The sequence below is a fragment of the Candidatus Binatia bacterium genome (genome assembly GCA_029248525.1).
Taxonomy (GTDB): domain Bacteria; phylum Desulfobacterota; class Binatia; order UBA12015; family UBA12015; genus UBA12015.
Genome location: JAQWJE010000016.1, coordinates 57,580 through 84,459, shown reverse-complemented (window position 1 = coordinate 84,459; position 26,880 = coordinate 57,580). Strand labels below are relative to the sequence as shown.

Genomic DNA, 26,880 nt, shown 5'->3' with positions numbered 1-26,880 from the left:
ATCACGATTTTGATTGCCGCCAGTATTTTCGCTCCAGAACTTCTTCTTGCGAGAGGAAATTATAGATCCTGCGGATAAAGCGAAATGCACTGCCGTAACGAATGAACTCATCGGGGTGAATCAGAATGGCCTCGGTCGGGCGGCGGTCGTCCGCTGTTTTCGCAACCCGCAGGATACACGTATGGCACGGCGCCTCGATCCGTTTTCGTTCGAGAAGATAGGTCACATAGGCTGCCGTCTGCACCTTGTGCGCCACGCCGATGGACTTGGATGTCTTCAGGTCGATCAAAACCGGAACGCGGAGGTCGGGAGCCACATCCACTTCCTTTGGCGGACGGTTCCAGCTGCTGTGCGCGATCAGCCCGGCCAGATTCGCCGTGCCAAAAGCGTCCGCCGTTCCCGCAGACCAGAGATGTTCGTCCACGCTCCAGAGTCGTTCCTCCACGCCTTCGGGATCGGGCTCGAAACCGACAGCATCGAGCCAATCGATCGCCAACTGGCCGGCTCGCGCCACAAGTTCAGGATCGAATCCGGGGCGATCCGGGCCGGGCGATTCAGTCTCGGGCGGCAGTCCGAGCCGCTCACGCAAATGGGCTTCCACCAAACCGTGGGCGGCAGTCCCGAAGGCGCCCGCTGCGTTTTTCTCCACCTCGCAATACGGCTCGCGAGCCAGACGTGCCTGAAGTCGGGCAACGAGGGCGGTCGCCTGCTGGGGGTCCAGCTCCTCGGCCATGAGGGCCTCGAGCTCGGCCATCACCCGCTGGCGCTCCAAATTACCCGCCCATTTGGTCAAAAACGGCTTGCCGATCCCCCGGTCGATGACCGATGTCGTTCTCGGCATCGGCCGGTCCGAGCCCGGCAGTCGGTAATGATCGGCATCGGGATTGGGGAGACGGGGGATTTCGGATTCCTTGAGCGGTGCCATATGGTTCCTGCCTATCGAAACCAGCTTCGGGAATCGACCGCTGGCATTCGGGAAGAGCGAAGGCTTTCAATAGGAAGATGAATCCCTGCGCGAGCATCGATGGCGAAGAGGTCGTTCTGGCCACCGGCACTCTCGGTAAATTCGTAGGTGCTACGGGCGATACCGTTGTCCATGGAACCTACCGGGACTCCGGGACATGGGCGCCGGAACTATTGCGGCTGCTGCTTGAGGACCTGCTCGGCAAGGGCGGCACCCTGATCGATATCGGCGCCAATATCGGACTGGTCGCGATTCCCGTGACCGAGGATTCGTCGGTCCGGACCTTTGCCTTTGAACCAGACCCGCGCAACGCCGAATTACTGCGACGAAACGTCGCCCTGCACGATCTGGAGAACCGAATCTCCGTACACGAAAGTGCTCTCTGGTCCCGTAGCGGAGAAATGACCCTGCAGAGAGATCGCGAGAACCACGGGGACCAACGGCTTGTCCACGCACCAACTACTGGAATCCCTTCGGTCACGGTTCCGCTGGCGAGGCTCGATACTCTGGTCGAAGCCGATGCACTCGAATCGCCAGTCGTCGCCAAAATTGATACGCAGGGCGCCGAGGTCGATGTTTTGCAAGGCGCGGGCGCCCTCCTCTCCCGGATCGATGCAGCCATCGTCGAAGTATGGCCGTCGGGGCTCGCTCGTGTCGGGCGAAAGCTCGACGAACTCGAGACACTGCTCGCATCAGAATTCAGCCACGCACGGTTACTGCTGGACGACCAACCCCTTTGGCCTCTCGTTCCCATTGCCGAAGAGTTCGAACGACTGGCGGCGGTTCCGACGCTGGCCGCCGAGGAGACCTTCTTCGATATCCTGGTCAGTCGGCACCCCGAGCCGCTTTCCCGATAAGCTCGGCGGGCCCGGCGCGCCGACTGCCGCGATCGCCTACCCCACGGAGCGGTTCGACGCCGACGAACGAGGCTGTGGAACGATAGGGGAATCTTCCGGTTGGAAATTAAAACCGAGTAAAATCAATTAATTATAGCGGCCCTATCCTGCGACTGTGCTTCTCTGTACCAAACTCCAGCCGCCCGCCCGACGACTCCAGAACACGAAAGCCCCTCTCCGCGAGGGAGCAGAGGCTTCCAAGTTGTGTTGCTGAGTGATGCGGGACTATGGCCGCAAAACAATGACGGGAATCTCGCGGCTGGTGCGCGACTGGTAGATATCGTACTGGCCTTGATTGACGAGGTCGGCCGCTTTCCAAAGTCGCGCACGCTCTTCGCCTTGCGCGATCGAGGCCTGGACGGACATGCGCTCCCGCCCGACTTGAATCTCGACATCCGGAGTCGACTGCAGATTGTGGAACCAACCCGGATGCTGCGGTGCGCCGCCCTTGGAAGCAATAACCACGAAGGCATCCCCATCGCGGACATAAAGCAGCGCTGCGGTGCGCGGCAGCCCGGTGCGCCTGCCGGTTGTGCGCAGGAGAAGCATCGGGCGCCCCATCAGGTTGGCTCCGATCCGACCGTCGCTGACCTCGTAGAGCCATTGGTGAAATGTCAGCAGCGACCCTGCCAGCGATTCAACAAACGGTGGTAATTCCACGAACGAGTCTCCTAGGCAAAGACTTCGGCGAAGAGTGCCTGCATGGAGGCGAAGGATTTCTCGTCCGCGGCCGCATCATACCCAAGCGGCATTCCGTAGGTTGACGCCTTGGCGTCAGCCCCCGGATTGGAAAATCCGTGCAGCGCCCCGGGGTAGGCCTCGAAGCGATAGTCCGCCTCCGCATCCTGCATCTCCCGGGCAAGGTTCTCGATATCCTCTTCGGGCACCAGCGCATCGGCCGCACCGTGGCAAACCAGAACACGTGCCTTGACTTCACCCTTGGCCGGCTTGTGGAAAGAACCCAGCGATCCGTGAAAGCTCACCACAGCTCGCAAGGGAGCGCCGATGCGTGCCTCATGCAAAACGATGGCACCGCCGAAACAATAGCCCATTGCCGCGATCTTGTCCGACGCGACTTCCGGACGTGCACTGAGAAAATCCATGGCGGCTTGAAACCGTTGTTCACCAACCTGAATATCGCTCAGGACCGTGCCCATCAGTTCTGTCGCCGCCGCGGGGTCGTCACCGACCCGCCCGTCTCCGTACATATCGACCGCGAGTGCCACGTAGCCCGATTCGGCCAACTGACGCGCCCGCCCTCGAATATATTCGTTCAAGCCCCACCATTCATGAACCACGATCACCGCCGGTCGCGGCGTATCGCCTTCGGGCAAGGCCAAAAAACTGCGGCAGGTCATACCCGCTGCCGCGTACGTGATCTCCTCTTCTCGAATCGCCATACCGTCTCCTTACGCAAGGCGTGCCGTCGCTTCAATCCAGATGAGACGCGAAAAAAGCCCCGACGGCAGCCAGCGCCTCGTCGGCCTCCGGCACCGGCAACCCATGCCAGCCGTGGATCATTTCCGGCACGATCTGCAGCGTCGTATCCACGCCCGCCCGGGTGGCTTTTTCCGCAAGCTGTCGCGAGTCGTCGCGAACCAGATCGGCACCACCTGCCTGCAGCAAAAGCGGCGGGAATCCGGTCAGATCCGCTTCAATCGGGGAGGCCAATGGCGAGCGCAAATCCCCTGCGGCACCCACATAGTCGCGCCCTCGGGCCCGCAGCCAGTCCGTCGTCAGAAACGGCTCATCGGGGCCCTGTGCGGCAGTACCGCGCGCCTCGAGATCAAACCATCCCGACAGAGTCGCCGCGCAGGCTGGCATGGGATCGCCCGCATCTCGAAGCAGCGCAAGAGCCGCCAAAACCATGCCGCCCCCGCAGGAGTCGCCGATCAGGGCGATCCGGCCTGGATCCACCCCGTGATCGAGGAGGCCACGATAGGCTTGCGCACAATCCGTGACACCCGCAGGGCAGGGATACTCCGGTGCGAGCCGGTAGCCGATTTCCAGTACGGCCAGCCCGGTATTGCGACTGATCCGCGCACCGTAAAATAGATAGTCGGACAGATCGCAGGAGATAAAGGCACCGCCGTGGAATTGCAGAACCACTGCATCACGCGCCATCGCTTCGGGTGTGCCAATTTTCGCGGCCGGAACGCCCAGCAAATCCATCCCCTCCACAATCATATCGTCGCCGAAGGGGTGCCCATGGACCTGAGCCATTTTTTCGCGGACCTCGGCTACGGAATCTTCCGGATCGGCAAAGCCCATAGGCAGAGCCGGCAATAATTTCTGGAATTCGGGGGAAACGGCCATACCTCGCCATAAGTCCTGCGCCTGAAAAAATCCACTCCCGCCAGCCCGCGCGGAACTTGGCCCGGCCGCTGATTCATATTAACCTCCCACTCGAAACTTGAGATACGACCATGCGCAGCGATCCAACAGGAACTTCCCATACAAAGATGCCACAGGAATCCCTGAGAGGCCTGGAAAAGCCTCTCGTGCGCTTTCACGAATGGCTCAACCAGAGCCCGAGCGGCCAGCGTGGGATCGCCTTCTGGCAGAAACATGGTGCCGGGCGCGTCGTCCGATGGCTGACACAAGCCCGATGGGAGCCGCATGGTCTCGAGCGCGTGCAGTCCCTGCAGCCAACCCGCGGAACGATTCTGGTGTCCAACCACCGCTCTTTTTTTGATATGTTCGTGACCCTGTCGGTGCTGTTTGTCGAGCACGGCATGTTCCGGAATTTATTTTTTCCCGTGCGCACCAAATTTTTTTATACCAACCCGCTTGGCCCGATCGTATCGGGGTTCTTCTCGGGCTTCTCGATGTGGCCGCCGGTCTTTCGCGATGAACGCAAATCCATGCTGAATCCGATCGGTGTACGACAACTTCTCGAGGTCCTCGCCCAGCCGGGTTCCTGTATCGGCCTGCACCCCGAGGGCCGGCGGAACGTCGACGCAGACCCATACTCACTGCTCGCGGCCAAGGCCGGTGTGGGCCATATGGTGCGGGAGACCCACCCGGATACCCTGATCGTCCCGGTTTTCATCAGCGGCCTGAACAACGACTTTCTCGATCAGGTGTGGATGCGAGTCCTGCCGAGTCGGCGCAAGGAAGCGACAACCATCCGTTGGGTTTTCGGCGCACCTCTCCGGGCGGGCGACCTGTGCGAAAAAGGCGACGCCCAGGCGATCGCCGACTACCTTCTCCACGAAGAAATTTTCAATCTAGCCGAAGAGGCGCGTGCCCACGATTGTGGAGAGACCGCGCGACAAGCCACGGCTGCCGGCTGAAAGCCAGCGGGTGCACTTTCGGGCGCCAATTCGTAGGCTGGCAGGATGCAATACACGGGACAAATCGTTGGATGGCACCACCTTCCCTTTGGCAAACACCCGCAAGACGTCGAAGAACTCGCCGTCCAGGCTGTTCGGGGAGCCCTCGAGCATGCCGGGATTGCCGCAGATGAAGTGGATGCGATCTATGCGGGACAGTTCAATGAAGGGTTCAGCCCGCAGGGCTTCCCGGCCTCCCTCGCTCTGCAGGCCCATGAGGACCTCCGCTTTACGCCGGCGACCCGCGTAGAGAATGCCTGTGCGACGGGCTCGGCTGCGGTACATCAAGGTTTGCAGGCCATCGAGGCCGGCTCGGCCCGGACTGTTCTGGTTGTAGGCTTCGAGAAGATGTCGGGCGTGTCCGGTCGGGAAGTCGGCGACATCCTTCTGCGCGCGAGCTACGTCAAGGAAGAGGCGGAGATCCCGGGCGGTTTTGCCGGGGTCTTCGGCAAAATTGCCGAGCAATACTTCTCGCGGTTCGGCGACCAAACCGAAGCTCTTGCGCGGATTGCCTGCAAAGGGCATCGCAACGGAGCGCAAAACCCACTCGCCCACCTGCAAAAGGAACTCTCACTCGAATTCTGCCTGGAGCCTTCGGACAAGAACCCGCGCGTAGCCGGTCCGCTCAAGCGCACCGACTGTTCACCTGTATCCGACGGGGCCGCCGCCTTGATTTTGCAAACACCGGAAGCGGCCGCCGGAAAAACTCGTCGTATCGGTTTTCGTGCCGCTGTCCATGTGCAGGATTTCCTTCCCATGAGCCGGCGTGACATCGTCCTTTTTGAAGGTTGCCGCGAGGCATGGCAACGAGCCCACCAAATCGCCGGCACTTCGGTTGGCGACCTCTCTTTGGTGGAAACCCATGATTGCTTCACGATTGCCGAACTCATCGAGATGGAAGCGATGGGCCTCGCCCCGGTTGGTCAAGCGGGTGCCCTGATTGCAGAAGGACAGACCGAAATCGGCGGCCGCCTCCCGGTGAATCCCTCGGGCGGGCTGAAAGCCAAAGGTCACCCGATCGGCGCGACGGGGGTCTCCATGCATGTGCTCGCCGCCCAACAGCTCTGCGAGAACGCCGGCGCGCTTCAGGTGCAAAACCCCCGACTGGCAGGAGTATTCAATATGGGTGGTGCCGCAGTCGCCAATTACGTGAGCATCCTCGAGCGGCAGGCCTAGACGCAACGAAGGGGCGGGCCCGAGACGCTGCCTGGCTTCCGAACCTCGCGACGCGCAGCGCTCAGTCCTTGGGCCGCTGGGCTGCGGTCAATCGCTTCTGGTCCGTGGCCGTAAAGCTGGTGACCAGACGCTCATTGTAGAGCAGCGGCACGTAGATCGTAAGATCCGAAGTCCCTTTCTGGATCATCGAGGCATCGCCCACCTTTCCGAAATCCAACTCGAGGGCCAACTTCTTGAGTCCAAACGGATATTTCGCCAAACCGCCGACCACACGAACCACCTGAAGTGAATCCACGGCAAAATACATTTGGCCTTCGAAATGGCGCGCGGTCTTCTCGCGCGCGGCAATCTCGACTCGGTGCGCCGGTACCCCGCCGATTACGGTGTCCCCCGCGTAGGTGACCTTGTAGTTCTTCTTGCGGTCGGGGCCGAATACTCGCAGCATCGGGTCGCCCTGCAGATCCGGTTCGCAGTCGCCCAGATCTGTCTTTTTCCCGTCGAGTCGACAGCCAAGAATCTTCATTTGCTGTTGCTGGCCCTGAAAGTCCCAGACGTCTGCTTCGATCTCCCAGGTCTTGCGCAGGGACCCGTCATCCGGGTCGAGAATTTTTCGGACAATCTGCCGCCGACTGTAGTTCCCGGGGAACTCGTCCTCGATCGCCCCAACTCGCTTGGCAATCTTCTCGACCAAAGCCGGGCCGTCGACGGCCGCCGCTGGAGCTGCGCCCATCGCCGCACCCGATGTGCTCAGGCACAAAGCGATGGCGATCGAAACGCCACACAGGAACCGCGACTTGCGCGAAAACCTCACGAGGTCATTTCCATGATCTTCTGGTCGAGTTCCTTTTGGGCGTCATTCTTGGGCGGCTGGGGCGTCATGATTTTCGTCATATCGCCATCCACCTTGATCCGACCGGACATGAAGGCCTGCATCGCGGCGGCCTGATTCTGGTCCACGACCAGAGCGCGTGCCGTATCGTAATCGGTCGTGACGGTCACATCGGCTCCGTCGACGTGGCCCTTGCCGAGCTTGCCGGCTCCCTCGCTGGAATCGAGATGAAAATGAAGGACCTCGTCGCCAAAAGGCATGCCCTTGACGATTTGGTTCATCTTCATTTTCACCGCAGGTGGCGGCAACTGCCCATCGTATTCTTCCTGAAGGGCGATGATGGCATCCAGCCAGGCTTCACTTAAAAATGGATTCTTGCTCATGGAACGACACTCCTGAAGTCTTTTTTAGGTTCTTCCTCTCCGGTCCACGGTCGCGGGCCGGACTCCCCTACGCTGCTATCAGAAGCCGCTCAGGTCAAGCCGGCGACCAGCGGGGCAGAACCACCCCTTCCTGCGGCGCCGGGAAGACCACGCGGACCTCCATCCCGATGGCCACATGCCCCTCCGAGAGCGAGTTCAGCGGGGCCGAGGCCTCGGTGACGAGATTGCCGACAAAGCGGATCCCAGGATCTTCGGCGAGGGAAACTACCGCCACGTTATAGGGGGCGACCTCCGCATAGGCCGGCAGCAATGGTGGGTGGGGCCGCACATAGGACCAGATATGACCCTCGCCCGAGGTCCGTCGCCAAACAGTTTCCAGAGACTGACAGACAGGACACATCGGGCGCGGTGGCATTCGCCACCGGCCGCATTCACCGCAGGCCTGCACCCGAAGTTCGCCGACCGCTGTGCCCTCCCAGAAGGGTGCGCTCACGGGATCTTCGGTGTCGGGCAAAAGAAACGATGATTCCATGGGCTAATTCCTCAGGAGCAGAGCGCTCGTGGGAACGCCCTCCCCGCTGGTCACCAAGCAGACATCCGCGTTCTCGACCTGTGCCGTCGATGTCCCGCGCATTTGCCGGACGCCCTCGAGAATGAGGTTGAATCCGTGCACATAGGCTTCGGACATCCCGCCCCCGGAAGTATTGGTCGGCAGCCGCCCATGCGGCCATTCCAGCGCGCCGTCCTCGGTGAAAGCGGCGCCCTCCCCGCGGCCGCAAAACCCGTAGCCCTCGAGCGAGAGCGGAATCAGGGGGCTGAAAGCGTCGTAGATTTGCGCCACCTTGACGTCGGCCGGTGTGAAATCAGATGCGGCCCAGAGCTTGCGAGCGGTCGCCCACGCCGGGCCCTGAAGCGGATCCTCACAGAAAAAGTTGGTCATGACCTGGTGTTGTGGTGGCAAGCCCTGCGCCGCCGCATGAATCCAGACCGGCGACGAACGTAGGTCTCTGGCGCGGTCCGCACCGGTGATCACCACCGCCAATGCCCCGTCGGTCTCCAGACAATTATCGAACAAACAAAGCGGTTCGGAGATCCATCGGGACTTCATATAGGCCTCGCGCGTCAGTTCTTTCGCCTGCATCATCGCGTTCGGATTCCGGTTGGCATGGCCGCGAAAGGCCAGTGCGACATTGGCGAAATGGTCGCGGGTCGCGCCAGTCTCGTGCATATAGCGCCGCGCCAGCATGGCAATCTCGTCGACGGGCCGCAGCAACCCGAAGGGTCGACTCCACGACTGAAACCCGCTGATGCGTTGCGAGACCTGCGCCCATGGACGACTGCCCGCATCCGCGCGCTTGCGGGCCCGCCAGGCCACCGCCGTGTTGCACTGCCCCGTGGCAACGGCCATGGCCGCATGCGCGATCACGCCGCAACCCGCTCCGCCACCGTAACCGACCTGTCCGAAATAGTGGATATCGCCGAACCCGAGATTCCGAGCCACTTCAACCTCGCGACCGTCCTCCATCGAGAAAAGCGAGAGCCCGTCGACTTCGGCGGCCGCCATACCCGCATCGTCCAATGCCGCACGAATCGCCTGGCAGGCAAGCGATAGTTCGGAATCCTCGAGGCCCTTGCCGAACGCCGTCTGCCCAATCCCCACGATTGCGGTCTGGTCGCGAATCCCTGATGCCATCCCGGTTTTCATACCAGTTCGAAGGCGCGGGCCGAAAGCTGAATCGCCCATCATTTGCGAAACCGTCCGTCCGTGTGGATGATCGGCAAGACAGGAGATCAGCATGGCGACAATCGAGCGAAGTTTCGGACCCAACAGCACCACCCGGGAGGTCCTGTCCGGCATCGACCTGCAGGGAAAAACGGCCTTGATCACGGGCGCATCAGGAGGATTGGGGGCGGAAACGGCCCGCGCTCTGGCTGCCGCCGGCGCCAACGTCATTCTCACCGCACGCGATCTCATCCGGGGGCAATCTGTCGCCGAAAGCATCCGCGGCGAAAGTCCGAACGTGCAGGTCGAACTTCAGGAACTCGAGCTGGACTCCTTTGCCAGCGTCCGACGCAGTGCCGATGCCATTCTGGCCGGGACACCTTCGCTGGATTTGCTGATCAATAACGCCGGGATCATGGGTTGCCCCCTGATGCGGACGAGCGAGGGGCATGAGATGCAGTTTGGCACCTGCCATTTGGGGCACTTCCTGCTGACCGCGAAATTGATCCCGGCGCTGCGCCGCGCACCCGCGGCTCGGGTGATCAATCTCAGTTCTGCCGGCCATTTCCTTGGCGGCATGGATCTCGAGGATCCGGACTTCCACGCAAAGCCCTATGATAAATGGGCTGCATACGGTCAGGCAAAAACCGCCAATATTCTCTTTTCCGTCGGACTCGAGGCGCGATTCGGCCGCGAGGGAATTCACTCTTTTGCCGTGCACCCCGGCGCCATCGCGACCGATCTGGGGCGCCACCTGGATTCCGCCGACATCGAGCTTCTGATGGGAGGCAAGGACGGTAAACCACTCGAATTCAAAACCGTCGATGCGGGCGCAGCAACAACCTGCTGGGGCGCCAGCGCTCCGGAACTCGAGGGGCGGGGCGGGAGCTACCTGTTGGACTGTCGCGTCGCTTCGCTCAGCGACGAAGCGAGCGAAGGGGTCGCCGCCTACGCCATCGATAGCCAAACCGCCGAGGCACTATGGGAACTCTCCGAGTCCGCCTGCGACGTTCAGTTCGCCTGAGCTAACGACACAATCCGATTGCCATCAATTCCTGCGCCGCCTGTTCCTTCCAGCCTCGATTTGCCCGAGGGCTCGCGGGACTCGGGTGCAAAACCGTCTCGATCCGAAGGGCGTCGGTCCCCAGCGTGCGGCGGGCACGATCCGCAGCAAATGCGCCGACCCCAACGAGGAGGTCGGGGGCCAATATATCGACGAGCTTGCGCAGGTGGCGGTCACAAGCGGCGTAGATCGGCTCCCTCTCGGCCGCAGGCAATTTATCAGGGGTCCGGTTGCGACCCGACTCCTCGACAAAAAGCAGCGGGCAGTAATTGACTACGAAATTATCGGCAAAAAAGTTCTCGGGGTCGCCCCAATGCTCGGCCACAGCCCCCCAGAGTCGGGCCCCGCTGACCTCGGAGCGTGTGCAGTCAAAACCAGTGATCGGCCGCTTTGGGTGTTCGGCCGGGGGGCGTTTGATTTTGGCCTCGATGCCCATCCAATCCCGAACCATCGCGACCTCACCAAACGGCACACCTGTCTGGGCCATCCCGAATGGCCCCGGATTCATGCCGAGAAAGATCGTCTTTTTCCTGGAACCAGCAAACCTGTCGACGTAGACCCGGTGGGCGGCACTCGCATAGTCGAGCGGATTATAGACAAACGCCACCGGTGCAGCGAATGTCAATCCGCGCATCGACCGGGACAAGGCGCGGCCAGCATTCCACACCTGCCGCGCAATCGGCGAGTCGGTACTCACCCCGCTGCGAGAACCTTTTGTACCGCAGCAACAACGTCCTGATGAATCCCGCCGCTGGTCGCGATCACACCCTTGTTGGCGCGCAGAGTTCGCCCCTGACCGAAATCCAGAGGGGCACCGGTTGTATCGCTGACCCGCCCGCCGGCGGCCTCCACAACGGCCAATCCTGCGGCATGGTCCCAAATCTTTTCTTCGTAATCGGCGCGAGTCGGCAACCGGAGGTAGATCGAAGCATCGCCACGAGACACAGCTGCATATTTGCACTGGCTGTCAATGCGGTAAGGCTCGGCCGTGATCCCCAAAGCTGCCGCGATCTGTGCCGAGGCCGAGTGATCGGAATGCCCGGATTCGACGGATTCACAGAAGCGGGCCTCGGCGACCGTTGCCGGTGCAGCCACGCGGATCGCTTCCCCCGCGATCCCCTCGCCATCGAGTTCGTGAACCATGGCACCGCCGCCGCGCACCCCACTGAAAAGCGATCCGGTTCCACGGGGACCAGGCAGGTTCGGACAACCCAAAACGCCGAGTACCACCTCGCCGTTCTCGATCAGGCCCAATGCCACAGCGTATTGTTCCCCACGCAGAAACCCCTTGGTGCCGTCGATGGGATCAATGGTCCAATAGCGCTCCGTATCCGCCTTGGCGCTACCGCGGTCAATCCATCCGAGAACTTCTTCCTCTTCGGGTTCGTACCCCATCTCGTCGGCTGCAGCCTCGACCACCGCCTGGCGTAATTCCGCGACTTCGTCTCCACGAAGATCGGCCGAACCTTCCTCGCCCACCACCAGATCATCCGGAAAGCATTGCTGCAGTTGCTCACAGACAATCGCCTGCGAGGCGAAGTCGGCCACCGTCACGGGGCTCTTGTCCTTTTTCTCGAGGGTGTCGGCGGTCACCAACCGCTGCTGCACGGCTCGGCAAATACTGGACGCCGCCCGCACGGCGTCAATTGCTGCCGCCAGATCTTTTTCACGCTCCGTCATTGTCTTCCTGCCTTCCGTCCAATGTTCTTCCGCCGAGAACGGCGTCTGCCTGCAAGCAGAGAAGCCGCACCTTGCCCTGTGCGACCAATCGGCCCTCTTCATCCCGCGACTCGGCTTCCCACAGTTGTGATTGTCGGCCGCGCGTCACCGGAGTCGCCGTCACCGTCACCTTGCCGGAACGCACAGCTCGAATAAAACTCGTGTGATTCTCCAGCCCAACCACACCGTGCGCATTTCCTCGCTCTCGCGACGACAGGCCGGCACCAATCGAGCAAACCGTCTCCACAGCGCTGCAATGAACACCGCCATGGACAATGCCATAGGGCTGGTGATGTCGCTCATCGACCACGTACTCGCCAACGACCTTTTCTCCGGACATTTCGAGGATTCGAAAACCCATCTGCTTGTCCCAATTCGAGGGAAAACCCTCGGGAATCTTGATTTCGCCTTCCACCATACCTCTGGACGTAGTACGCGAACGCATTGTGATCCACCCCGGGGCGTGGTTGAGCGTAAGAACGAAGGAGCAACATGAATATGTCCGAAACCCGTTTCGATATTCTCGGCATCGGGAATGCCATTGTCGACGTCCTCACCAACGCCAGCGAAGAATTCCTGACCGAGCGCAAGCTCGACAAGGGCTCCATGCGCATCATCGACTCCGAAGAGGCGGAAACGCTTTATTCCGAGATGGGCGCCGGCAAGGAGGCCTCGGGCGGATCAGCGGGTAATACGATTGCCGGCGTTGCCTCCCTCGGTAGCCGCGGTGCTTTCGTCGGCAAAGTCCGCCAGGACCAACTCGGCGAGACCTTTGCTCACGATATCCGCGAGCTGGGCGTTCATTTCGAGACAAAAATGGCCACCAGCGGCCCTCCCACAGCTCGTTGTCTGATTCTCGTCACACCCGATGCCCAACGGACCATGAACACCCATTTGGGGGCGTGTGTGACTCTGACCGAGAGTGACGTGGATGAGGAATTGGTGGAGGCCTCGGCCATCACGTATCTCGAGGGCTACCTCTGGGACCCACCCGAGGCGAAACAGGCCTTTCGCAAGGCCATGGGAATCGCGCACGGCGCCAATCGCAAGGTCGCGCTTACCCTCTCGGACGCCTTCTGCGTCGATCGATACCGCGAAGAATTCTGCAATCTGGTCGATGCCGAAGCCGATATTCTTTTCGCCAACGAGGCCGAGATCATTTCGCTTTACAAGGCCACGAGCTTCGACGAGGCCCTGCAGCAGGTAAAGGCCAGCGGAACGCTGGCCGCCCTGACCCGTGGCGAACGCGGCAGCGTGGTGGTTACGGGCAGCGAAGTCCACGAAATCGCCTGCGATCCTGTAGCGAAAGTCGTGGACACGACCGGGGCCGGGGATCAATTTGCGGCAGGCTTCCTGCATGGGTTGACGCAGGGACGGGACCTCCCCACCTGCGGTCGGCTCGGCAGTCTCGCTGCGGCCGAAATCATCTCCCATTACGGAGCTCGACCGGAAACATCTCTCGCCCAACTAGCGCAGGAGAAGGGGCTCTAGGATTCGAAGGATGCAGGAGCCGGTCGAAACCTGGAGGCAGGCGATCGCCGCGTGCCTCGATGCTGCTGGCAGCGAGGTTGTCGGTCGCCTCCACGCGATCGAGCTTGCCGCCCGCTACCAGAACCTCGACAGCGAGGGCCGACAGAATTTCCTGATCCTCCTGGCCGAGGAGTTCGGACCGTCGCCCGAGGCCATCGCCGCAGCCACCCGAGCCTGGCAGGAGGCCACCGAGGTCGGCCCGAGGATCGACGCCCAACGCCAATTGCGCCGCGCTCTTCGCCCCCCGTACAGACGCCTGTTCACGCAATTCCATGCCGTACCCGACAGGGCAAAATTCCTTGTCGATCTCCGCGCCGACCTGCTCACCATCGTGTCCCGGAGTCCCCAACTGCAAGCTCTCGACGATGCCCTGGTTTTCGTCCTGCGGTCCTTTTTCGATTTCGGCTTTCTCAAACTCGAACGGATCACGTGGAATTCGTCTGCGGCACTTCTGGAAAAACTTGTCGCCTACGAGGCGGTTCACGCCATCCGCTCGCTGGAAGATCTACGCAACCGACTCGATTCCGACCGCCGCTGCTACGCCCTCTTTCACCCGTCCATGCCCGGAGAACCACTGGCCTTTGTCGAGGTAGCGCTGGTCGCCGGCCTTTCGAGTTCGATTCAGAAACTGCTGGACGAGAAAGCCCCGGTCGGCGACCCCCACGCGGCCGATACCGCAATCTTCTATTCGATTTCCAGCCCCCAGAAAGGGCTGCGCGGCATCAGCTTCGGCGAGTATCTCCTGCGCGGGGCCGCCCGCCTTCTGCGGCAGGACCTCCCACAGCTTGGGACCTTCGCGACCCTCTCGCCCATCCCCGGCTTTCGGGTATGGCTGGAGAGCCGACTCGCGCGCGAGAACGCAGAATTCCTGGACCCGGATGACCCGCTGCGAGCAAGCCTGACGACCGTCCTCGAGAATCGCGAAAGTCTGCTCGAACCAGAGACCGCGGCCCAACTATCCCCGGACCTGCAAAAGCTTTGCGCCCGCTACTTCCATGCAACTCGAGCCGACGGAACACCGATCGACCCTGTAGCCCGATTCCACCTGCGCAATGGCGCTCGCATCGAAGCCATCCACGCCAACGCCGACATCTCGCCCAAAGGACTCCGACAATCCCTCGGATTGATGGTCAATTATCGCTATGCGGCGGAGACCCTGGAATCGAATCAGGCGACCTATGAGACCGAGCAGAAAATCCACGCCGCCGCAGCGGTCCGGGCGCTGCTCGACTAGGACCGCGGCTTACGAGGTTTTTGCAGGGAAGGCTTCCGCCCTCCGCCGGAAAAGGGAAGTCCATGCTGGCGGCATGCGCTCAAAAAACGGCTCGGCGGCAACAACTCCACGAGGAGGCTTTCGCCGGTGCCCGGGTGCTTGAATCCGAGACGCCAGGCGTGCAGCAGAATCTCTCGATCCGCCTTACGGCCGATCGAGGCGCGACCGTCCGGCTCGCGCTTCGCATAGACAAGATCGCCCAGGAGCGGGGCCCCGATCGAGGAAAGGTGCGCGCGAATCTGATGGAGCCGGCCAGTCTCGATTCGGCATTCCAGCAACGCGACACCCGAGCGCCCGCGGGCGCGCAAACGATAGTGAGTCACCGCCGGGCTGCCCTGCGGATCCGGCCGCGAAACCTTGCGGTCCTGCAGTCGCAGTTCCGCCAATGGCTGGCGAAGGACCCCCTCGCCTCGAATTGGCGTCGCGGCGGTAATCGCGAGGTAATCCTTACGAATGCGACGCCGGGCAAAATCCTCACGCAGGCGATCATAGGCTCTCGGGCTTTTTGCGAACAGGAGAAGCCCGCTGCTCGCGCGGTCGAGTCGGTGCAGCAACCCGTAATCCCGTGCCGCCCCGAGCCCCCCCAAAACCGTCCCGGCATGCGCCATCGCAGCATTCTGAACCGAATCCGAGGTATGGCCCGCACCCGGGAGACTCACCCGACCGCTTGGCTTGGCCACAACGAGGATCTCCTCATCCTCCCGCACGATCTCGAGCGGGATCGAGGAATTCGGCTCCGGATAAGACATGCGTGCACCTTAACAGAAGCAAATCGTCGGTCCCGCCGGATCTTTCACTGGATCGACACTGCTCCGTAACCAGATGGAAACATTCCGCTGTTAGATTCCACCGCAGGAAACGCGAAAATGATGTTTTGCAATTGGGACTCGCGAGATCGTCCCACCAGCCATTCCGAGGATAAAGTATAATGTTTTCAAGGTTTTTGGTTTGCCAGATGATTCTGAGCACCGTCTTGCTATCCGCCGAATTCGTAAGGGCAGAGCAAGGCGTCACCGCCGAGATTCTCGAAATCCTACGCGAGACCGGCAAGGTATCCGAATCAAAATATGAAGAACTGAAAGAAAAAGCTGCGGCCGAGGAGAAAACCCTCCAGAAGGCTTCCACAAACTACAAGGTCTACTGGAAGAGCGGCCTGCGCCTGGAATCCCCCGACAAGGCCTTCAAGCTGAAGATCGGCGGGCGGATTCAGAACGACTGGGCCATTCTGAAGCCCAGTTCGGCAATTCAGACAGAGTTCGATGAAGGTTCAACTGAATCAGGAGGAAAAATCCGACGCGCGCGCCTCTACGTAAGCGGGTCGCTCTTCCAGAACTTTCTCTTCAAGGCTCAATATGATTTTGCGGGCGCAAAAGCCGGGATCAAGGATCTCTATCTGGGCGCCCGTAACCTTCCGTTCTTTGGATCCGTTCTGATCGGCCATATGAAAGAGCCTTCCTCGCTGGATCAAATGACCAGCAGCAACAACAACACTTTCATGGAGCGCGGTGCCGGAGCCACACTGGATGCCGCACGAAACACGGGTATCACGATGTACCCCCGATTCTTCGATAGCCGCCTGGGCTGGGACCTGGGCGCGTATATCGACTCCAATGAAACGGCGAGCGCTTTCGACTTCGATTCCGAGTATAACGTAGCGACTCGTGTCTACGGATTGCCCTGGTGGGAAGAAGACGGCCGCAAGATGTTCTATGCAGGTGTCGCCGCAACCCATCAGTTCCGCAACGCCGGCACGACCTCCTACTCCGGCCGCCCGAATACCAGCTTTGGCCCACGCCTGATCGGTACGGGCGACATCTCCACCAACGGCAACAACCTCATCAATATCAGTCTGGCAAACGTCATCGGTCCCTTTACCGGCCAGGCCGAGTACAGCCACAGCTTTATGAATGCGACCACCGGACCCGATCTGGACTTTTACAGCTGGTTTGTCGAGGCGAGCTGGATTCTTACCGGAGAACATCGTCCATTTAACCGCAGCAAGGGAGCCTTCAGCGGCATCCAACCCAAATCGCCTGTCACTCTTGGCAAAAACTCGGGCTGGGGCGCCTTTCAGATCGCGGCCCGCTACAGCGGACTCGACCTGAATTCGGGGTCGGTTCAGGGGGGCGAACTGCGCGACACCTCTCTGGGCATCAACTGGTATCTCAACCCGGCCTTCCGCTGGACGATCAACTATATCTACTCGGAGCGGGAACCCATCGGCAGCGAAAACGTGTGGCAAACCCGTTTCCAGGTTGTCTTCTAGGTCATCCAATGGTCGGCAATCGACCCCAACGACAGAGGAAAATCATGATCAATTCATTTATCAGAGCTATTACCGCCTGCAGTCTCCTGATGCTGTGGAGCCCTGCCGTGCAAGCCGCCCCGGTCGAGGTCGACGAAAAGCTGCCGGCTTACACCAAGGTGGGTGGCATTGCCGGGAATCTCGACAGCATCGGCTCGGACACTCTCAATAATCTCATGACGCTGTGGGCCGAGGGGTTCCAGAAGCAATACCCGAACGTCCGGATCCAGATCGAAGGCAAGGGTTCCTCCACGGCACCGCCCGCCCTGATCTCGGGCACAGCCCAGATCGGGCCGATGAGTCGCTCCATGAAGCCTACGGAACGAGACGAGTTCGAGAAACGGTTCGGCTATGAGCCGACGGAGGTTTTTGTCGCGGTCGATGCTCTGGCCGTCTACGTCAACAAGGACAACCCGATCGAAAAGCTTACCCTGCCGCAGGTCGATGCGATCTTCTCCTCAAACATGGCGTGTGGCGCCCCCGAGGGCATCACGACCTGGGGCGAAGCGGGCGACGAGGCAGCCGCCTGGAAATCCCAGCCCATCAGCCTCTACGGGCGTAATTCGGCCTCGGGGACCTACGGCTTTTTCAAGAAAGTCGCGCTCTGCAAAGGCGATTACCGGGATACCGTCAAGGAACAGCCAGGTTCGGCCTCTGTGGTCCAGGGAATCGCCGAGGATATCTACGCTGTGGGCTACAGCGGGATTGGCTACCGGACTTCGGGCGTGAAAGCCCTGAAAATCGCCAAAAAGGAAGGCAGCCCCTACGGATCCGTGGAGCCGGAAGATGTGCTCTCGGGCAAATATCCGCTCGCACGCTACCTGGTCGTCTATGTGAACAAGACACCGGGCAAGCCTCTGGATCCACTGACCGCTCAATTTCTGACCTATGTGCTCAGCAAGGAAGGTCAGGAGATCGTCGTCAAGGATGGCTACCTCCCCCTTTCGGCGGCGGTGAGCGCAAAGCAGACCCGGCAATTGCAGTAGGCCCGCGAGGCCACCGATCGACCCGGTAAAATTATCGAGTCGATCGGTGGCGCCAGCGCGTCGTTCACGTTTAAAGCAAAGAGGGAGGAACCGGGCTTGAAGACGAGCAATCGTGCCGGCAACCGTCGCACGCGAAGGCGACTGATGGCCGACAAACTAGCTACCTTTACGGTTCGTGGAGGTGGAGTCGCGATCATCGCGAGTATCGTGGCGATTGTCGTATTCCTGATCTGGGAGGTGCTCCCACTTCTCGAAGACGCCCAGGTCCGAGAAGTGGCTCAGGTGCAGGCCAACCTGGTCGAGCCCCAGGCGCTCGTAGCCGACCCCTACCGCACGCATATCGTCGGGCTCGGTAGCGACGGGCAGATCCGGGCCCTCGACCTTTCCAGCGGCGAGGTCGTTGCCACCCAGGAAATGATCCCCGCGAGTCGGAAAAATCGGGATGGGCTCAATCCACCCGGGTCGGATCTTCTGGTCGCGGCCAGCGATGACGGACAGCTCCATTCCGCTCGCGTCAGCTGGAAGATCACCTTCCCGGACAGCAAACGCCGCGTCGAACCGATCGTTGACGTTCTTCCGACCGTCCGCGTCGCACCCGAGGGCGAAATGCCCGGCGCTTTTGCCATGCGACCGCTTGCGGAAGGCGGTCGCGTTACCGTTGCGCAGAAAAAGGACGGCCGAGTCGTGGCGGTCTTCGAGGAAAACGAAGAGAATCTGTTTACCGGCGAAGTCACGACGTCGGAGAGTCGCAGCGAGTCCGCGCCGCTCACCGAACTCCGGCAAATCGTCATCGACGATACGGGCCGTAATATCTACGCGGCCGCGGCCGGTGGCACGCTGCTGTGGTGGGACTCCCGCGGGGGGCGCCTGCGCGAACCCAGCAAAATTGCCGCGGGCGCCGACATCACAGCTCTGACTCTGCTGATCGGAGGACGCTCGCTGATCGTCGGCCAGGCCGATGGCGGCATCAGCGTCTGGTTTCTCGTCAAGGACAAGAACAACCAGCCAACTCTGACACGAATTCGCGAGATGGCGCCTCTGGAGAGTGCCATCACGAAATTCTCCCCGTCGCGACGCAACAAGGGGTTTCTCGCCGCCACCGAGGCGGGCGAACTCGGCCTCTACTATTCCACGTCCAACCGCAGACTTTGGCGCGGGAAAAGCCCGCTCGAGAACGTCACCGCGATCGACTTCGGGCCCAAGGCCGACGCCGCCTATATCGCGGGCGCCGGCGAGATCGCCACGCTCGACATCATCAACCCCCACCCCGAAACCAGCCTGCAGACCCTCTTCGGTGACGTCTGGTACGAATCCTACCCCAAACCAGATATGATCTGGCAATCCAGCAGTGGCACCGACGACTTCGAGCCTAAATTCAGCCTCGTCCCCCTGCTCGTCGGCACCCTGAAAGGCACCTTCTACTCCTTGTTGCTGGCGGTCCCGTTGGCAGTTCTCGGAGCGATGTTCGTTTCGCACTTCATGTCACCGACGCTGAAGGCAATCGTCAAGCCGATGATCGAGATCATGGCGGCAATGCCAAGCGTGGTCCTGGGGTTCCTGGCGGGCTTGTGGCTGGCACCGCGGCTCGAAGAGGTTTTCGCGTCCGTCTTCCTCATGGCCGTCGCCTTGCCGCTACTGTTGGTCCTGACAGGATTTGCCTGGTCGAAAATTCCCGCCGGTTCGCGAAATCGACTTCCTGCGGGCATCGAAGTTCTTCCTTTCATGCTGGTCCTCGGTGCGGGGATTTATGGCTGCATCGAAATGAGCATTCCCTTTGAAAATCTGGTTTTCGAAGGTGATTTTGCCAAATGGCTACGCAACTCCTCAGGTCTGCCCTTCGATCAGCGCAACGCGATCGTCGTCGGCATGGCGATGGGCTTTGCGGTGATCCCGATCATCTTTGCAATTTCCGAGGATGCTTTCTCGAACGTCCCCAAGCAACTGGTCTCGGGATCTCTGGCGCTGGGCGCAACCCTCTGGCAGACGGTCACGCGCGTCGTGGTGCCGACAGCCAGTCCGGGCATTTTCTCGGCGATCATGGTCGGGTTCGGCCGCGCTGTCGGCGAGACCATGATCGTATTGATGGCCACGGGGAATACCCCGATCATGGATTGGAATCCGTTTAACGGCTTCCGAACTCTGTCGGCAAATATCGCCGTCGAGATCCCCGAAGCTCCGCAATTCAGCACTCTCTACCGAACGCTGTTTCTGGCAGCACTCCTGCTGTTTATTCTGACCTTTATCGTCAACACGGCAGCCGAAATCGTTCGGCATCGCCTTCGCGAGCGCTACGGCAAACTCTGATGAAAAAAACTGGCAATGGCACAGATCGCTTCGGGCAAATCTTCACGTGGTTCTGCGGGGGAGCGCTGGCCCTCAACCTTCTCCTGACAATCGGACTGGTATATCTGATCGCCGTCAATGGGTTGGCTTATTTCTGGCAGAAGCAAGTCGTGCTCTTCTCCATGCAGGACGGGACCACACATCTCGGAGAAGTCTGGGGAAACGAAGAGATCCCCGATAAAGAGGGGGCCACCCGCACGCGGATCAAGGTCGGCAACCGGGATCTTTACGGCATGGACTTCCTCTGGATCGACGATGCCGATATCGCCTCTAAAACCACGCCAGCCGATGCAACCGTCCTCGAACGACTCGAGTGGGGCAACTTCTACGGCACCATGCACGAGATTCGGCGGGACGGGATCGTGCTCGCACAGGGTCCTGAAGCTGTAGCCGCAGCCTTCCCGGCCCTGCACGCCGAAAAAACCGCCCAGCGCGAAGCAGCCGAGCACCTTGAGAAGGGCCCCATCGGCGACCTGAACCACGAGATCGAACAACTGCGCCTGGAGCGCAAGCGAGTCGCCCTGCAGGACCTCGCGCCCGACCGGGCCGCAGCGGAATTCGCCACGATCGACAAGGCCGAAACTCGCGCGCAAGCCGCATACGAAATTGCCGCGACGGAACTATTCGCTCGACGCGATGCGCTGGCGCTCGGGACGCTGGTCATGAAAAGCAGCAACGGGCGATCGATGGAAATGCCGATCGGCGAAGTCGTTCGTGCCGTGCACCCCAATGCCCTGAGTACCGCCGACGCCGTGCGCCTCTATTTCGCAAAAATCTGGGAGTTCATCAGTGACGACCCCCGCGAATCCAATACAGAAGGCGGCATTTTTCCGGCGATTTTCGGAACCGTCATGATGGTCTTCATCCTCGCTTTCCTGGTGGCTCCCTTCGGCGTGCTCGCCGCCCTCTATTTGCGCGAATATGCGACTGAGGGTCCGGCCGTTCGTGCCGTTCGTATCGCCGTCAACAACCTTGCCGGCGTCCCCTCCATCGTCTTTGGCGTTTTCGGCCTCGGATTTTTTGTCTACGGGATCGGCGGCAGTCTCGATCAAATCTTTTATCCCGAGTCTCTACCGACCCCGACATTCGGGACGGGTGGCATCTTCTGGGGCAGCCTGACGCTGGCCCTCCTTACGGTCCCGGTGGTGATTGTCGCCACCGAAGAAGGCCTGGCGGCCGTCCCACGAGCGGTCCGCGAGGGCTCGCTGGCGCTGGGTGCCACCAAATTCGAAACGACATGGAAGGTGGTCGTTCCCGCCGCCGCGCCCGGAATTCTGACGGGAATGATTCTCGCAATGGCTCGCGCGGCCGGCGAAGTCGCACCCTTGATGATTGTCGGGATGGTCAAGCTGGCCCCGACGCTCCCGATCGACCACCATGCACCCTTCATCCACCTGGAGAGAAAATTCATGCACCTGGGCTTCCACATCTACGATGTGGGCTTTCAGAGCCCGAACGTCGAGGCCGCCCAGCCGCTGGTCTTTGCCACTGCACTTCTGCTGGTGACGGTCGTGACCCTGATGAATCTGGTCGCCATCGTCTACCGCAACAAGCTCCGCGCCCGTTACGCCACCAGCGCCGTCTAGGCGAATCGAACCCGACGGATACCCGCGACAGCAGCGCTGCGGCAGCCCGTACCCTAGGCGTTCGACCCGGGAGAGCCGCCGTCTTCCAGCACCAGAAACTGACGCTCCGGAGCATCACAGGGGACCTCGGTATCGTCCTGAATCACCTGCGCGCCGTCCGGGGCGTATTGCAAAATGTAGGATTTACGGACGCCGTCCGAGCTATTGGGGCCCGTACGATGCGGCGTCAAACTCGAAAATACGACGATCGAGCCCGCCCGAACAGGCACCGGCACAGCATCCGCGGGCTTGTCGAGGCAACGCCAACCGAGTTCGGTCATTTCATGAGCGAGGGTTCCGTGGCGATGAACACCTGGCACCACCCACGGGCAGCCGTTCTCTTCGGTCGCATCGGTCAGCGAGACCCAGCAAGTCAGATACTGCTGGGGCCGCACGAAGGTGTAGCCGTTGTCCTGATGCCAGGGAAACTCGGATGGGTTTTCCGGCTTCTTGTAGACCGCCTGATCCCAGTAGAGGCGTACCCGATTCCCGACCAGATCGTGAACGAGGTCCTGAAATACGGGCCCCGCGGCGAAGTCCCGCAAATACGCCGACCGAGTCACCAAGTGGGTTGTGAAAGTAATCTCTCCCGAGCGAGCGATGAATAATTTTCCGTCCTGCTGCATTTGCAGGAAGGCTTCCACCTGCGCCTCGAAGGGATCGATCTCGCTGATCACGCGAGCCATGACTTCCGGCGAGAAGGCATCCTCGACGACCAGAAAACCCTGCTCGTTCCAGGATTCGGCCTGCTCGGGACGGATGCGACGGTAAGGACCGGGCGGAGTGGCCCAGGAAAAACCATCATTCAAGGGATGCAAGGAAAATTCACTCATGGCGATCTTCTTTTAAACCGTCCAGCGCCGAAGAACCAGCCCGGCGAAGATTCGGGATCAAATCCGGCGAGAATCCCGAAAGACCCCGGGGACCGAGTTATGTGGCGCCAGTTCCGTCGTGGAGCAATCCAACAGCCGCGGCCGCCTGCGGTGCGACCACAACCGTGATCCGATCTCCGGCCTGCAGCTTGAAGGTCGCGGTAGGTACCTCGGCGTTCAGACCCCGATGCACGGTAATCAGAATACAGCCCGGGGGCAGACCCAGTTCACGAACTTCCTTACCATCGAAAGGCGATGACGGGCTGACCGTCAATTCGAGCAATAAAGTCTCTGCCAATTGAGGTTTTTCCTGCCAACGCGTCAGATCCCGCTTGAGCAGAACCTCATAGATCGGTTTGTCACCGAGATAGTCCGCGATGCCGCCTGCGGTCAGCGAGGCAATCAACAAGGGAAGAACCAGATCGTACTCGCCGGTCATCTCCACCATCAAGACAATGCCCGTCAGGGGGGCCCGAACGATTGCGGTGAAAAGAGCCGCCATGCCAACGACGGCAAATGTTTCCGGGTGGGTCACGATCTCGGGCATGAGGGAATGGGAAATTTGCCCCGTGAAGCTGCCCAAAGCAGCGCCGAGAACCAACATGGGCGCGAAGATCCCGCCCGGTGCCCCACTCCCGTAGCTGGCCATCGTCAAACCGAAGCGCAGAAAGAAAAAACCCAGCAGCATCATCAGACCGAGCTTTCCGGCGATGGTGGCTTCCACAAGGTGGTGGCCGCCGGCCAGCGAACCCGGCACAAAATAGCCGACGAGCCCAACGCCCGCGCCAACAACGGCACCGAGCTGCCAGCGCGGCCAATGCGCAAAGTTTTTGTAAAAATCAACCGTCCAGATCATCGCCCGGTTGAAGAAAACGCCCACGATCGCCGCCGCCACTCCAAGAAACAGCGACACCGGCAAGGAAGCCAGCGACGGGATCGGCACGTCGCCGATCGTAAATACCGGTTGGTGGCCGAGCAGATAACGAGCGGTCACATCGGCGGTCACAGAAGCGATCAGCGTCACCGTAAACACAGCCGGGGCGAAGTCTCGCTGGACTTCCTCCAGAACAAAGACCAGCCCCGCCAAGGGTGCATTAAAGGCCGCCGATAGCCCCGCGCCAGCACCAGCCGCCATCAATGTCTGGCTTTCGCGTGGAGTACTTTTGAACCAACGGCTCACCATCTGGCCGATCGCCCCACCCATCTGAATGGTGGGGCCCTCTCGTCCCAGAGCCAAACCACTGCCGATCGCCGCGATCCCACCAATAAATTTGACGGGAAGGATCCGCTGCCAGCGGAATCCACGCAAATGATGCAGAACCGCCTTCAGGTGAGGAATGCCGCTGCCGGCGGCATCCGGCTCGAAGGAGCTGACCAAAACCAACGCGAAGGAAACGCCGAGAGCACCAAAGCCCATCGGGAGCAAAAAGCCCCACCAGCCGACATCGTAGGAGAATAAAACCAGCCGATCCCGGACGCCGTCGGCCTGCACGAGCATGAACTGGAAGCCGACGGCAACCAGGCCAGCGAGCAATCCGACCAGAAGTGCGCGAGGCAGCTGGCGTCGACGCTGCTCGTGGACGCGCAGGAAATCCCGCATTTGCCGGCGGGCCGCACGGGGGGTGACCTCCGGATTGGGTGCAGCGTCCTTGGCTGTTGTCTCGCTATTTTCACCCGCCGCCATCGCTCATCTCCCCTAACGCATGCGGGACAGGAGCAACAGGGAAATGGTCAAAATGGGCTCAATCCTCGGCAGCCACGAAGCCGGCGACGGTCAGCCCCAACCCGTCAGCGAGAGTAAACTCCGGCTCGTATCCCAGCAGGGCTACGGCCTTGTCGATATTCGCGTGGCTATGCCGGACGTCGCCACTCCGAAATTCCTTGTAAATCGCGTCGCGATCCCCGCAAGGCACACCCTGAGCGACCAGGGCATCGCGCAGATGGCCATAGAGTTCGGTCAAAGTCATGCGCCCGCCGAGTGCGATGTTGAAGACCTCACCGCCGGCGGCCTCGGTGGTCGCCGCCAATAAATTCGCCTGTACGACATTCCCCACCGGGCAGAAGTCGCGCGAGGTCTCTCCATCGCCGAAAATCTCGGGCGTACCGCCTTCGAGGAAGATCCGAATCCAGCGCGGAATCACCGCCGCATAGGCACCGTTGGGATCCTGGCGCGTCCCCACCACGTTAAAATAGCGCAAGCCGGCAATCTGCATCCCGTAGCAACGGTGCATGGTGCTGGCGTAGATCTCGTCGATCAACTTGGTGGAAGCATAGGGGGAAAGCGGATTGCCGATGGCATCCTCGACCTTGGGCAGAGCCGGATGGTCGCCATAAACGCTCGACGACGAAGCGTAGACCATGGAATCCACGCCGCTGACCCGGGCGGCATTGGCCATTTTCAAAAAGCCGTCGACATTCGCGGCATGACTCGCAATCGGATCTTCCAGCGAGCGCGGCACCGAACCAAGGGCCGCCTGATGCAGAACGTGCTGCACCCCGTCACAGGCGCGCTTGCAGTCTTCCTCCTCGCGAATATCTCCTTCGATGAAAGTGAATCGGCCCGCCGACTCGGATCCGACCAAGGCGCGAACCTTATCGAGATTATGGGCATGACCGGTCGCGAAAGAATCCAGACCGACTACATTTTGTCCAGCACGCAAAAGGGTTTCGACCAAATGGGAGCCGATGAAACCTGCGGCACCTGTCACCAGCCAACGGCGGGGCTCGGATTCAATTTCCTGCAAAAGCTGGCGATAGCGTGACATGCAAAAGTCTCCCTGAAACTGTGGCGGAGGCCATTCCCGAAGGTGGAAGAGCCTGCTTTTATATCGGCAGTTTGCGAACGGTCTTTATCCCGAAGACCTTGGGCTACTGCTTGCGCAGCATGACATAGACTGCCCCATCGCCGCCGTGGCGGTTGTCGGCGGCACTGATCCCGACCAGACAACTGCGAAATCGGCCGTCGGTGATCCAGCGAGGAACTGCCGAACGCAGCACGCCTCCACCATCGCGCGCGGTACCTTTGCCAGTGATCACCAGAACCAGACGTCGCTTGGCGTTCCAGGACTCTTCGAGAAATTCGTTCACCGAACTGAGAGCTTCTTCCTGAGTGCACCCATGAAGGTCCACCTGAGCCTCGATCGGCATCTTGCCGCGGCGAATGCGCTCCATCGAGTGAGGATCGATCGAAAGACCCGGATCTTCGGTGAGAGTCGGCTCAACGTGCTGACGTTGGCGGAAGCGCTCCGCCAAACCCGTTGTCGGCTCTGAATCGACGATATCAGGGCCGCTGGTAGCCGCATCGATCTTTTCGACGTCGCTGATGGCATTCAGCCAATCTGCATCTGCATCGAGCCCCTTGGATTCGGAGGCTTCATCTTTTCGTCGGTCGGACGACATAATCGCTTTTCTCTCCTGAGGTCCCTAGGAACCCTGATTGTATCGAGAAAACGTCTCTTCGGTAAGAAAATATTGAACTTTGCCGTCGGGCGCGGCCCCGATCACCGCGAGCGCCTTGTCCACCGAGGCGCCCGATACGGGATCCTTTGCCGATCGGATGCTCGCATCCTCGGCCAATCGGCCCTTGCACATCTCGCAGCAGCCAAAATAGGTCTTCCCATCCACCTCGACCGGAATCTGCTCCCTGGGAAACAGAGTATCATTGACCATACAGACCATTTTGGGCTGAACTTTTTCCAGAGCCACCCCCTGCGCTGCAGCCAGACTGGCGGCCATCAACCCCACACACCCGAGGGCTGCGAGCAGGACATTCAATCGCGAACGGTTCTTCATCAAGGTCTCCACAACTATCTTTTTGCGCCAAGCGGGCCCGCTACGCAAGTCGGGAGCTACCCGTTG

The 26,880-nt window shown here is 60.7% G+C and carries 27 protein-coding genes; 10 read left to right on the top strand and 17 right to left on the bottom strand.

The genetic code is table 11. The features are described 5' to 3' along the window. Position 1 precedes the first annotated feature (1 nt). On the bottom strand, positions 2-925 hold the full coding sequence (locus tag P8K07_04815; GenBank protein ID MDG1957845.1) for a hypothetical protein: 924 nt from the start codon (positions 923-925) through the stop codon (positions 2-4). A 77-nt stretch (positions 926-1,002) separates the two neighbouring features. Between P8K07_04815 and P8K07_04810 the strand changes: the two genes are divergently transcribed. After that, a complete protein-coding gene (locus P8K07_04810) occupies positions 1,003-1,821 on the top strand; it encodes an FkbM family methyltransferase (GenBank protein MDG1957844.1) in 819 nt (272 codons plus the stop codon). 264 nt (positions 1,822-2,085) lie between these two features. Here the strand turns inward: P8K07_04810 and P8K07_04805 are convergent, their stop codons facing one another. Genes P8K07_04805 through P8K07_04795 form a run of 3 tightly spaced genes read right to left on the bottom strand, consistent with a single transcriptional unit; the run spans position 2,086 to position 4,176 of the window. Further along, a complete protein-coding gene (locus P8K07_04805; protein MDG1957843.1) occupies positions 2,086-2,520 on the bottom strand; it encodes a nitroreductase family deazaflavin-dependent oxidoreductase in 435 nt (144 codons plus the stop codon). 11 nt (positions 2,521-2,531) lie between these two features. Beyond that, positions 2,532-3,260, bottom strand: a complete 729-nt coding sequence (locus tag P8K07_04800) for a dienelactone hydrolase family protein (GenBank protein ID MDG1957842.1) — start codon at positions 3,258-3,260, stop codon at positions 2,532-2,534. Positions 3,261-3,291: 31 nt separating this feature from the next. After that, on the bottom strand, positions 3,292-4,176 hold the full coding sequence (locus P8K07_04795) for an alpha/beta hydrolase (protein MDG1957841.1): 885 nt from the start codon (positions 4,174-4,176) through the stop codon (positions 3,292-3,294). 146 nt (positions 4,177-4,322) lie between these two features. On the opposite strand from P8K07_04795, the gene P8K07_04790 reads away from it, so the two are divergent. Continuing rightward, positions 4,323-5,156 (top strand): lysophospholipid acyltransferase family protein, encoded by an 834-nt coding sequence (locus P8K07_04790; protein ID MDG1957840.1) that lies wholly within the window; start codon positions 4,323-4,325, stop codon positions 5,154-5,156. A 45-nt stretch (positions 5,157-5,201) separates the two neighbouring features. Then, positions 5,202-6,371: an acetyl-CoA acetyltransferase gene (locus tag P8K07_04785; GenBank protein ID MDG1957839.1), complete on the top strand. Its 1,170-nt coding sequence runs from the start codon at positions 5,202-5,204 to the stop codon at positions 6,369-6,371. A 61-nt stretch (positions 6,372-6,432) separates the two neighbouring features. Here P8K07_04785 and P8K07_04780 read toward each other — a convergent pair whose 3' ends face one another. The 4 genes from P8K07_04780 to P8K07_04765 all read right to left on the bottom strand — a co-directional run bounded on the left by P8K07_04780 (position 6,433) and on the right by P8K07_04765 (position 9,276). After that, positions 6,433-7,182, bottom strand: coding sequence for a hypothetical protein (locus tag P8K07_04780; protein MDG1957838.1), 750 nt, complete (start codon positions 7,180-7,182; stop codon positions 6,433-6,435). Beyond that, positions 7,179-7,583, bottom strand: a complete 405-nt coding sequence (locus P8K07_04775; GenBank protein ID MDG1957837.1) for an SCP2 sterol-binding domain-containing protein — start codon at positions 7,581-7,583, stop codon at positions 7,179-7,181. Before P8K07_04775 ends, P8K07_04780 begins: the two co-directional genes overlap by 4 nt. A gap of 94 nt (positions 7,584-7,677) precedes the next feature. Next, positions 7,678-8,115 (bottom strand): OB-fold domain-containing protein, encoded by a 438-nt coding sequence (locus tag P8K07_04770; protein MDG1957836.1) that lies wholly within the window; start codon positions 8,113-8,115, stop codon positions 7,678-7,680. 3 nt (positions 8,116-8,118) lie between these two features. Next, entirely contained in the window at positions 8,119-9,276 is a 1,158-nt protein-coding gene (locus P8K07_04765; GenBank protein MDG1957835.1) for a lipid-transfer protein, read from the bottom strand. Between the two features lie 103 nt (positions 9,277-9,379). On the opposite strand from P8K07_04765, the gene P8K07_04760 reads away from it, so the two are divergent. After that, a complete protein-coding gene (locus tag P8K07_04760; protein MDG1957834.1) occupies positions 9,380-10,330 on the top strand; it encodes an SDR family NAD(P)-dependent oxidoreductase in 951 nt (316 codons plus the stop codon). Between the two features lies 1 nt (position 10,331). Here P8K07_04760 and P8K07_04755 read toward each other — a convergent pair whose 3' ends face one another. Genes P8K07_04755 through P8K07_04745 form a run of 3 tightly spaced genes read right to left on the bottom strand, consistent with a single transcriptional unit; the run spans position 10,332 to position 12,533 of the window. Continuing rightward, on the bottom strand, positions 10,332-11,003 hold the full coding sequence (locus P8K07_04755) for a single-stranded DNA-binding protein (GenBank protein MDG1957833.1): 672 nt from the start codon (positions 11,001-11,003) through the stop codon (positions 10,332-10,334). Between the two features lie 59 nt (positions 11,004-11,062). After that, positions 11,063-12,049: a 3'(2'),5'-bisphosphate nucleotidase gene (locus tag P8K07_04750; protein ID MDG1957832.1), complete on the bottom strand. Its 987-nt coding sequence runs from the start codon at positions 12,047-12,049 to the stop codon at positions 11,063-11,065. Beyond that, complete coding sequence (locus tag P8K07_04745; protein MDG1957831.1) at positions 12,036-12,533, bottom strand: PaaI family thioesterase; 498 nt, start codon at positions 12,531-12,533, stop codon at positions 12,036-12,038. Before P8K07_04745 ends, P8K07_04750 begins: the two co-directional genes overlap by 14 nt. Positions 12,534-12,586: 53 nt before the next feature. Between P8K07_04745 and P8K07_04740 the strand changes: the two genes are divergently transcribed. Both P8K07_04740 and P8K07_04735 read left to right on the top strand, forming a co-directional pair. Further along, positions 12,587-13,579, top strand: coding sequence for an adenosine kinase (locus tag P8K07_04740; GenBank protein MDG1957830.1), 993 nt, complete (start codon positions 12,587-12,589; stop codon positions 13,577-13,579). A gap of 10 nt (positions 13,580-13,589) precedes the next feature. Beyond that, positions 13,590-14,852: a malonyl-CoA decarboxylase family protein gene (locus P8K07_04735; GenBank protein ID MDG1957829.1), complete on the top strand. Its 1,263-nt coding sequence runs from the start codon at positions 13,590-13,592 to the stop codon at positions 14,850-14,852. Here P8K07_04735 and P8K07_04730 read toward each other — a convergent pair. Continuing rightward, the gene (locus P8K07_04730) at positions 14,849-15,640 is read right to left on the bottom strand and encodes a pseudouridine synthase (GenBank protein ID MDG1957828.1); all 792 of its coding nucleotides are present in this window, start codon (positions 15,638-15,640) and stop codon (positions 14,849-14,851) included. The two genes, P8K07_04735 and P8K07_04730, sit on opposite strands and share 4 nt — an antisense overlap. 179 nt (positions 15,641-15,819) lie before the next feature. Here P8K07_04730 and P8K07_04725 point away from each other — a divergent pair, with 179 nt between their 5' ends. The 4 genes from P8K07_04725 (at position 15,820) to pstA (ending at position 22,111) form a co-directional block, all read left to right on the top strand. Then, on the top strand, positions 15,820-17,157 hold the full coding sequence (locus P8K07_04725) for a porin (GenBank protein ID MDG1957827.1): 1,338 nt from the start codon (positions 15,820-15,822) through the stop codon (positions 17,155-17,157). Positions 17,158-17,201: 44 nt separating this feature from the next. Next, positions 17,202-18,182, top strand: coding sequence for a phosphate ABC transporter substrate-binding protein (locus tag P8K07_04720; protein ID MDG1957826.1), 981 nt, complete (start codon positions 17,202-17,204; stop codon positions 18,180-18,182). Positions 18,183-18,278: 96 nt separating this feature from the next. Then, complete coding sequence (locus tag P8K07_04715) at positions 18,279-20,486, top strand: ABC transporter permease subunit (protein MDG1957825.1); 2,208 nt, start codon at positions 18,279-18,281, stop codon at positions 20,484-20,486. Continuing rightward, on the top strand, positions 20,486-22,111 hold the full coding sequence (gene pstA / locus P8K07_04710) for a phosphate ABC transporter permease PstA (protein MDG1957824.1): 1,626 nt from the start codon (positions 20,486-20,488) through the stop codon (positions 22,109-22,111). Before P8K07_04715 ends, pstA begins: the two co-directional genes overlap by 1 nt. A 53-nt stretch (positions 22,112-22,164) precedes the next feature. Here pstA and P8K07_04705 read toward each other — a convergent pair whose 3' ends face one another. The 5 genes from P8K07_04705 to P8K07_04685 form a co-directional block, all read right to left on the bottom strand. Continuing rightward, positions 22,165-22,983, bottom strand: a complete 819-nt coding sequence (locus P8K07_04705; GenBank protein ID MDG1957823.1) for a phytanoyl-CoA dioxygenase family protein — start codon at positions 22,981-22,983, stop codon at positions 22,165-22,167. Between the two features lie 97 nt (positions 22,984-23,080). Beyond that, the gene (gene clcA / locus P8K07_04700) at positions 23,081-24,706 is read right to left on the bottom strand and encodes a H(+)/Cl(-) exchange transporter ClcA (protein MDG1957822.1); all 1,626 of its coding nucleotides are present in this window, start codon (positions 24,704-24,706) and stop codon (positions 23,081-23,083) included. Between the two features lie 58 nt (positions 24,707-24,764). Then, a complete protein-coding gene (locus P8K07_04695) occupies positions 24,765-25,787 on the bottom strand; it encodes an SDR family oxidoreductase (GenBank protein MDG1957821.1) in 1,023 nt (340 codons plus the stop codon). Between the two features lie 103 nt (positions 25,788-25,890). Then, positions 25,891-26,421, bottom strand: coding sequence for a Smr/MutS family protein (locus P8K07_04690; GenBank protein MDG1957820.1), 531 nt, complete (start codon positions 26,419-26,421; stop codon positions 25,891-25,893). Between the two features lie 24 nt (positions 26,422-26,445). Further along, a complete protein-coding gene (locus P8K07_04685; GenBank protein ID MDG1957819.1) occupies positions 26,446-26,814 on the bottom strand; it encodes a hypothetical protein in 369 nt (122 codons plus the stop codon). Positions 26,815-26,880: the final 66 nt, after the last annotated feature.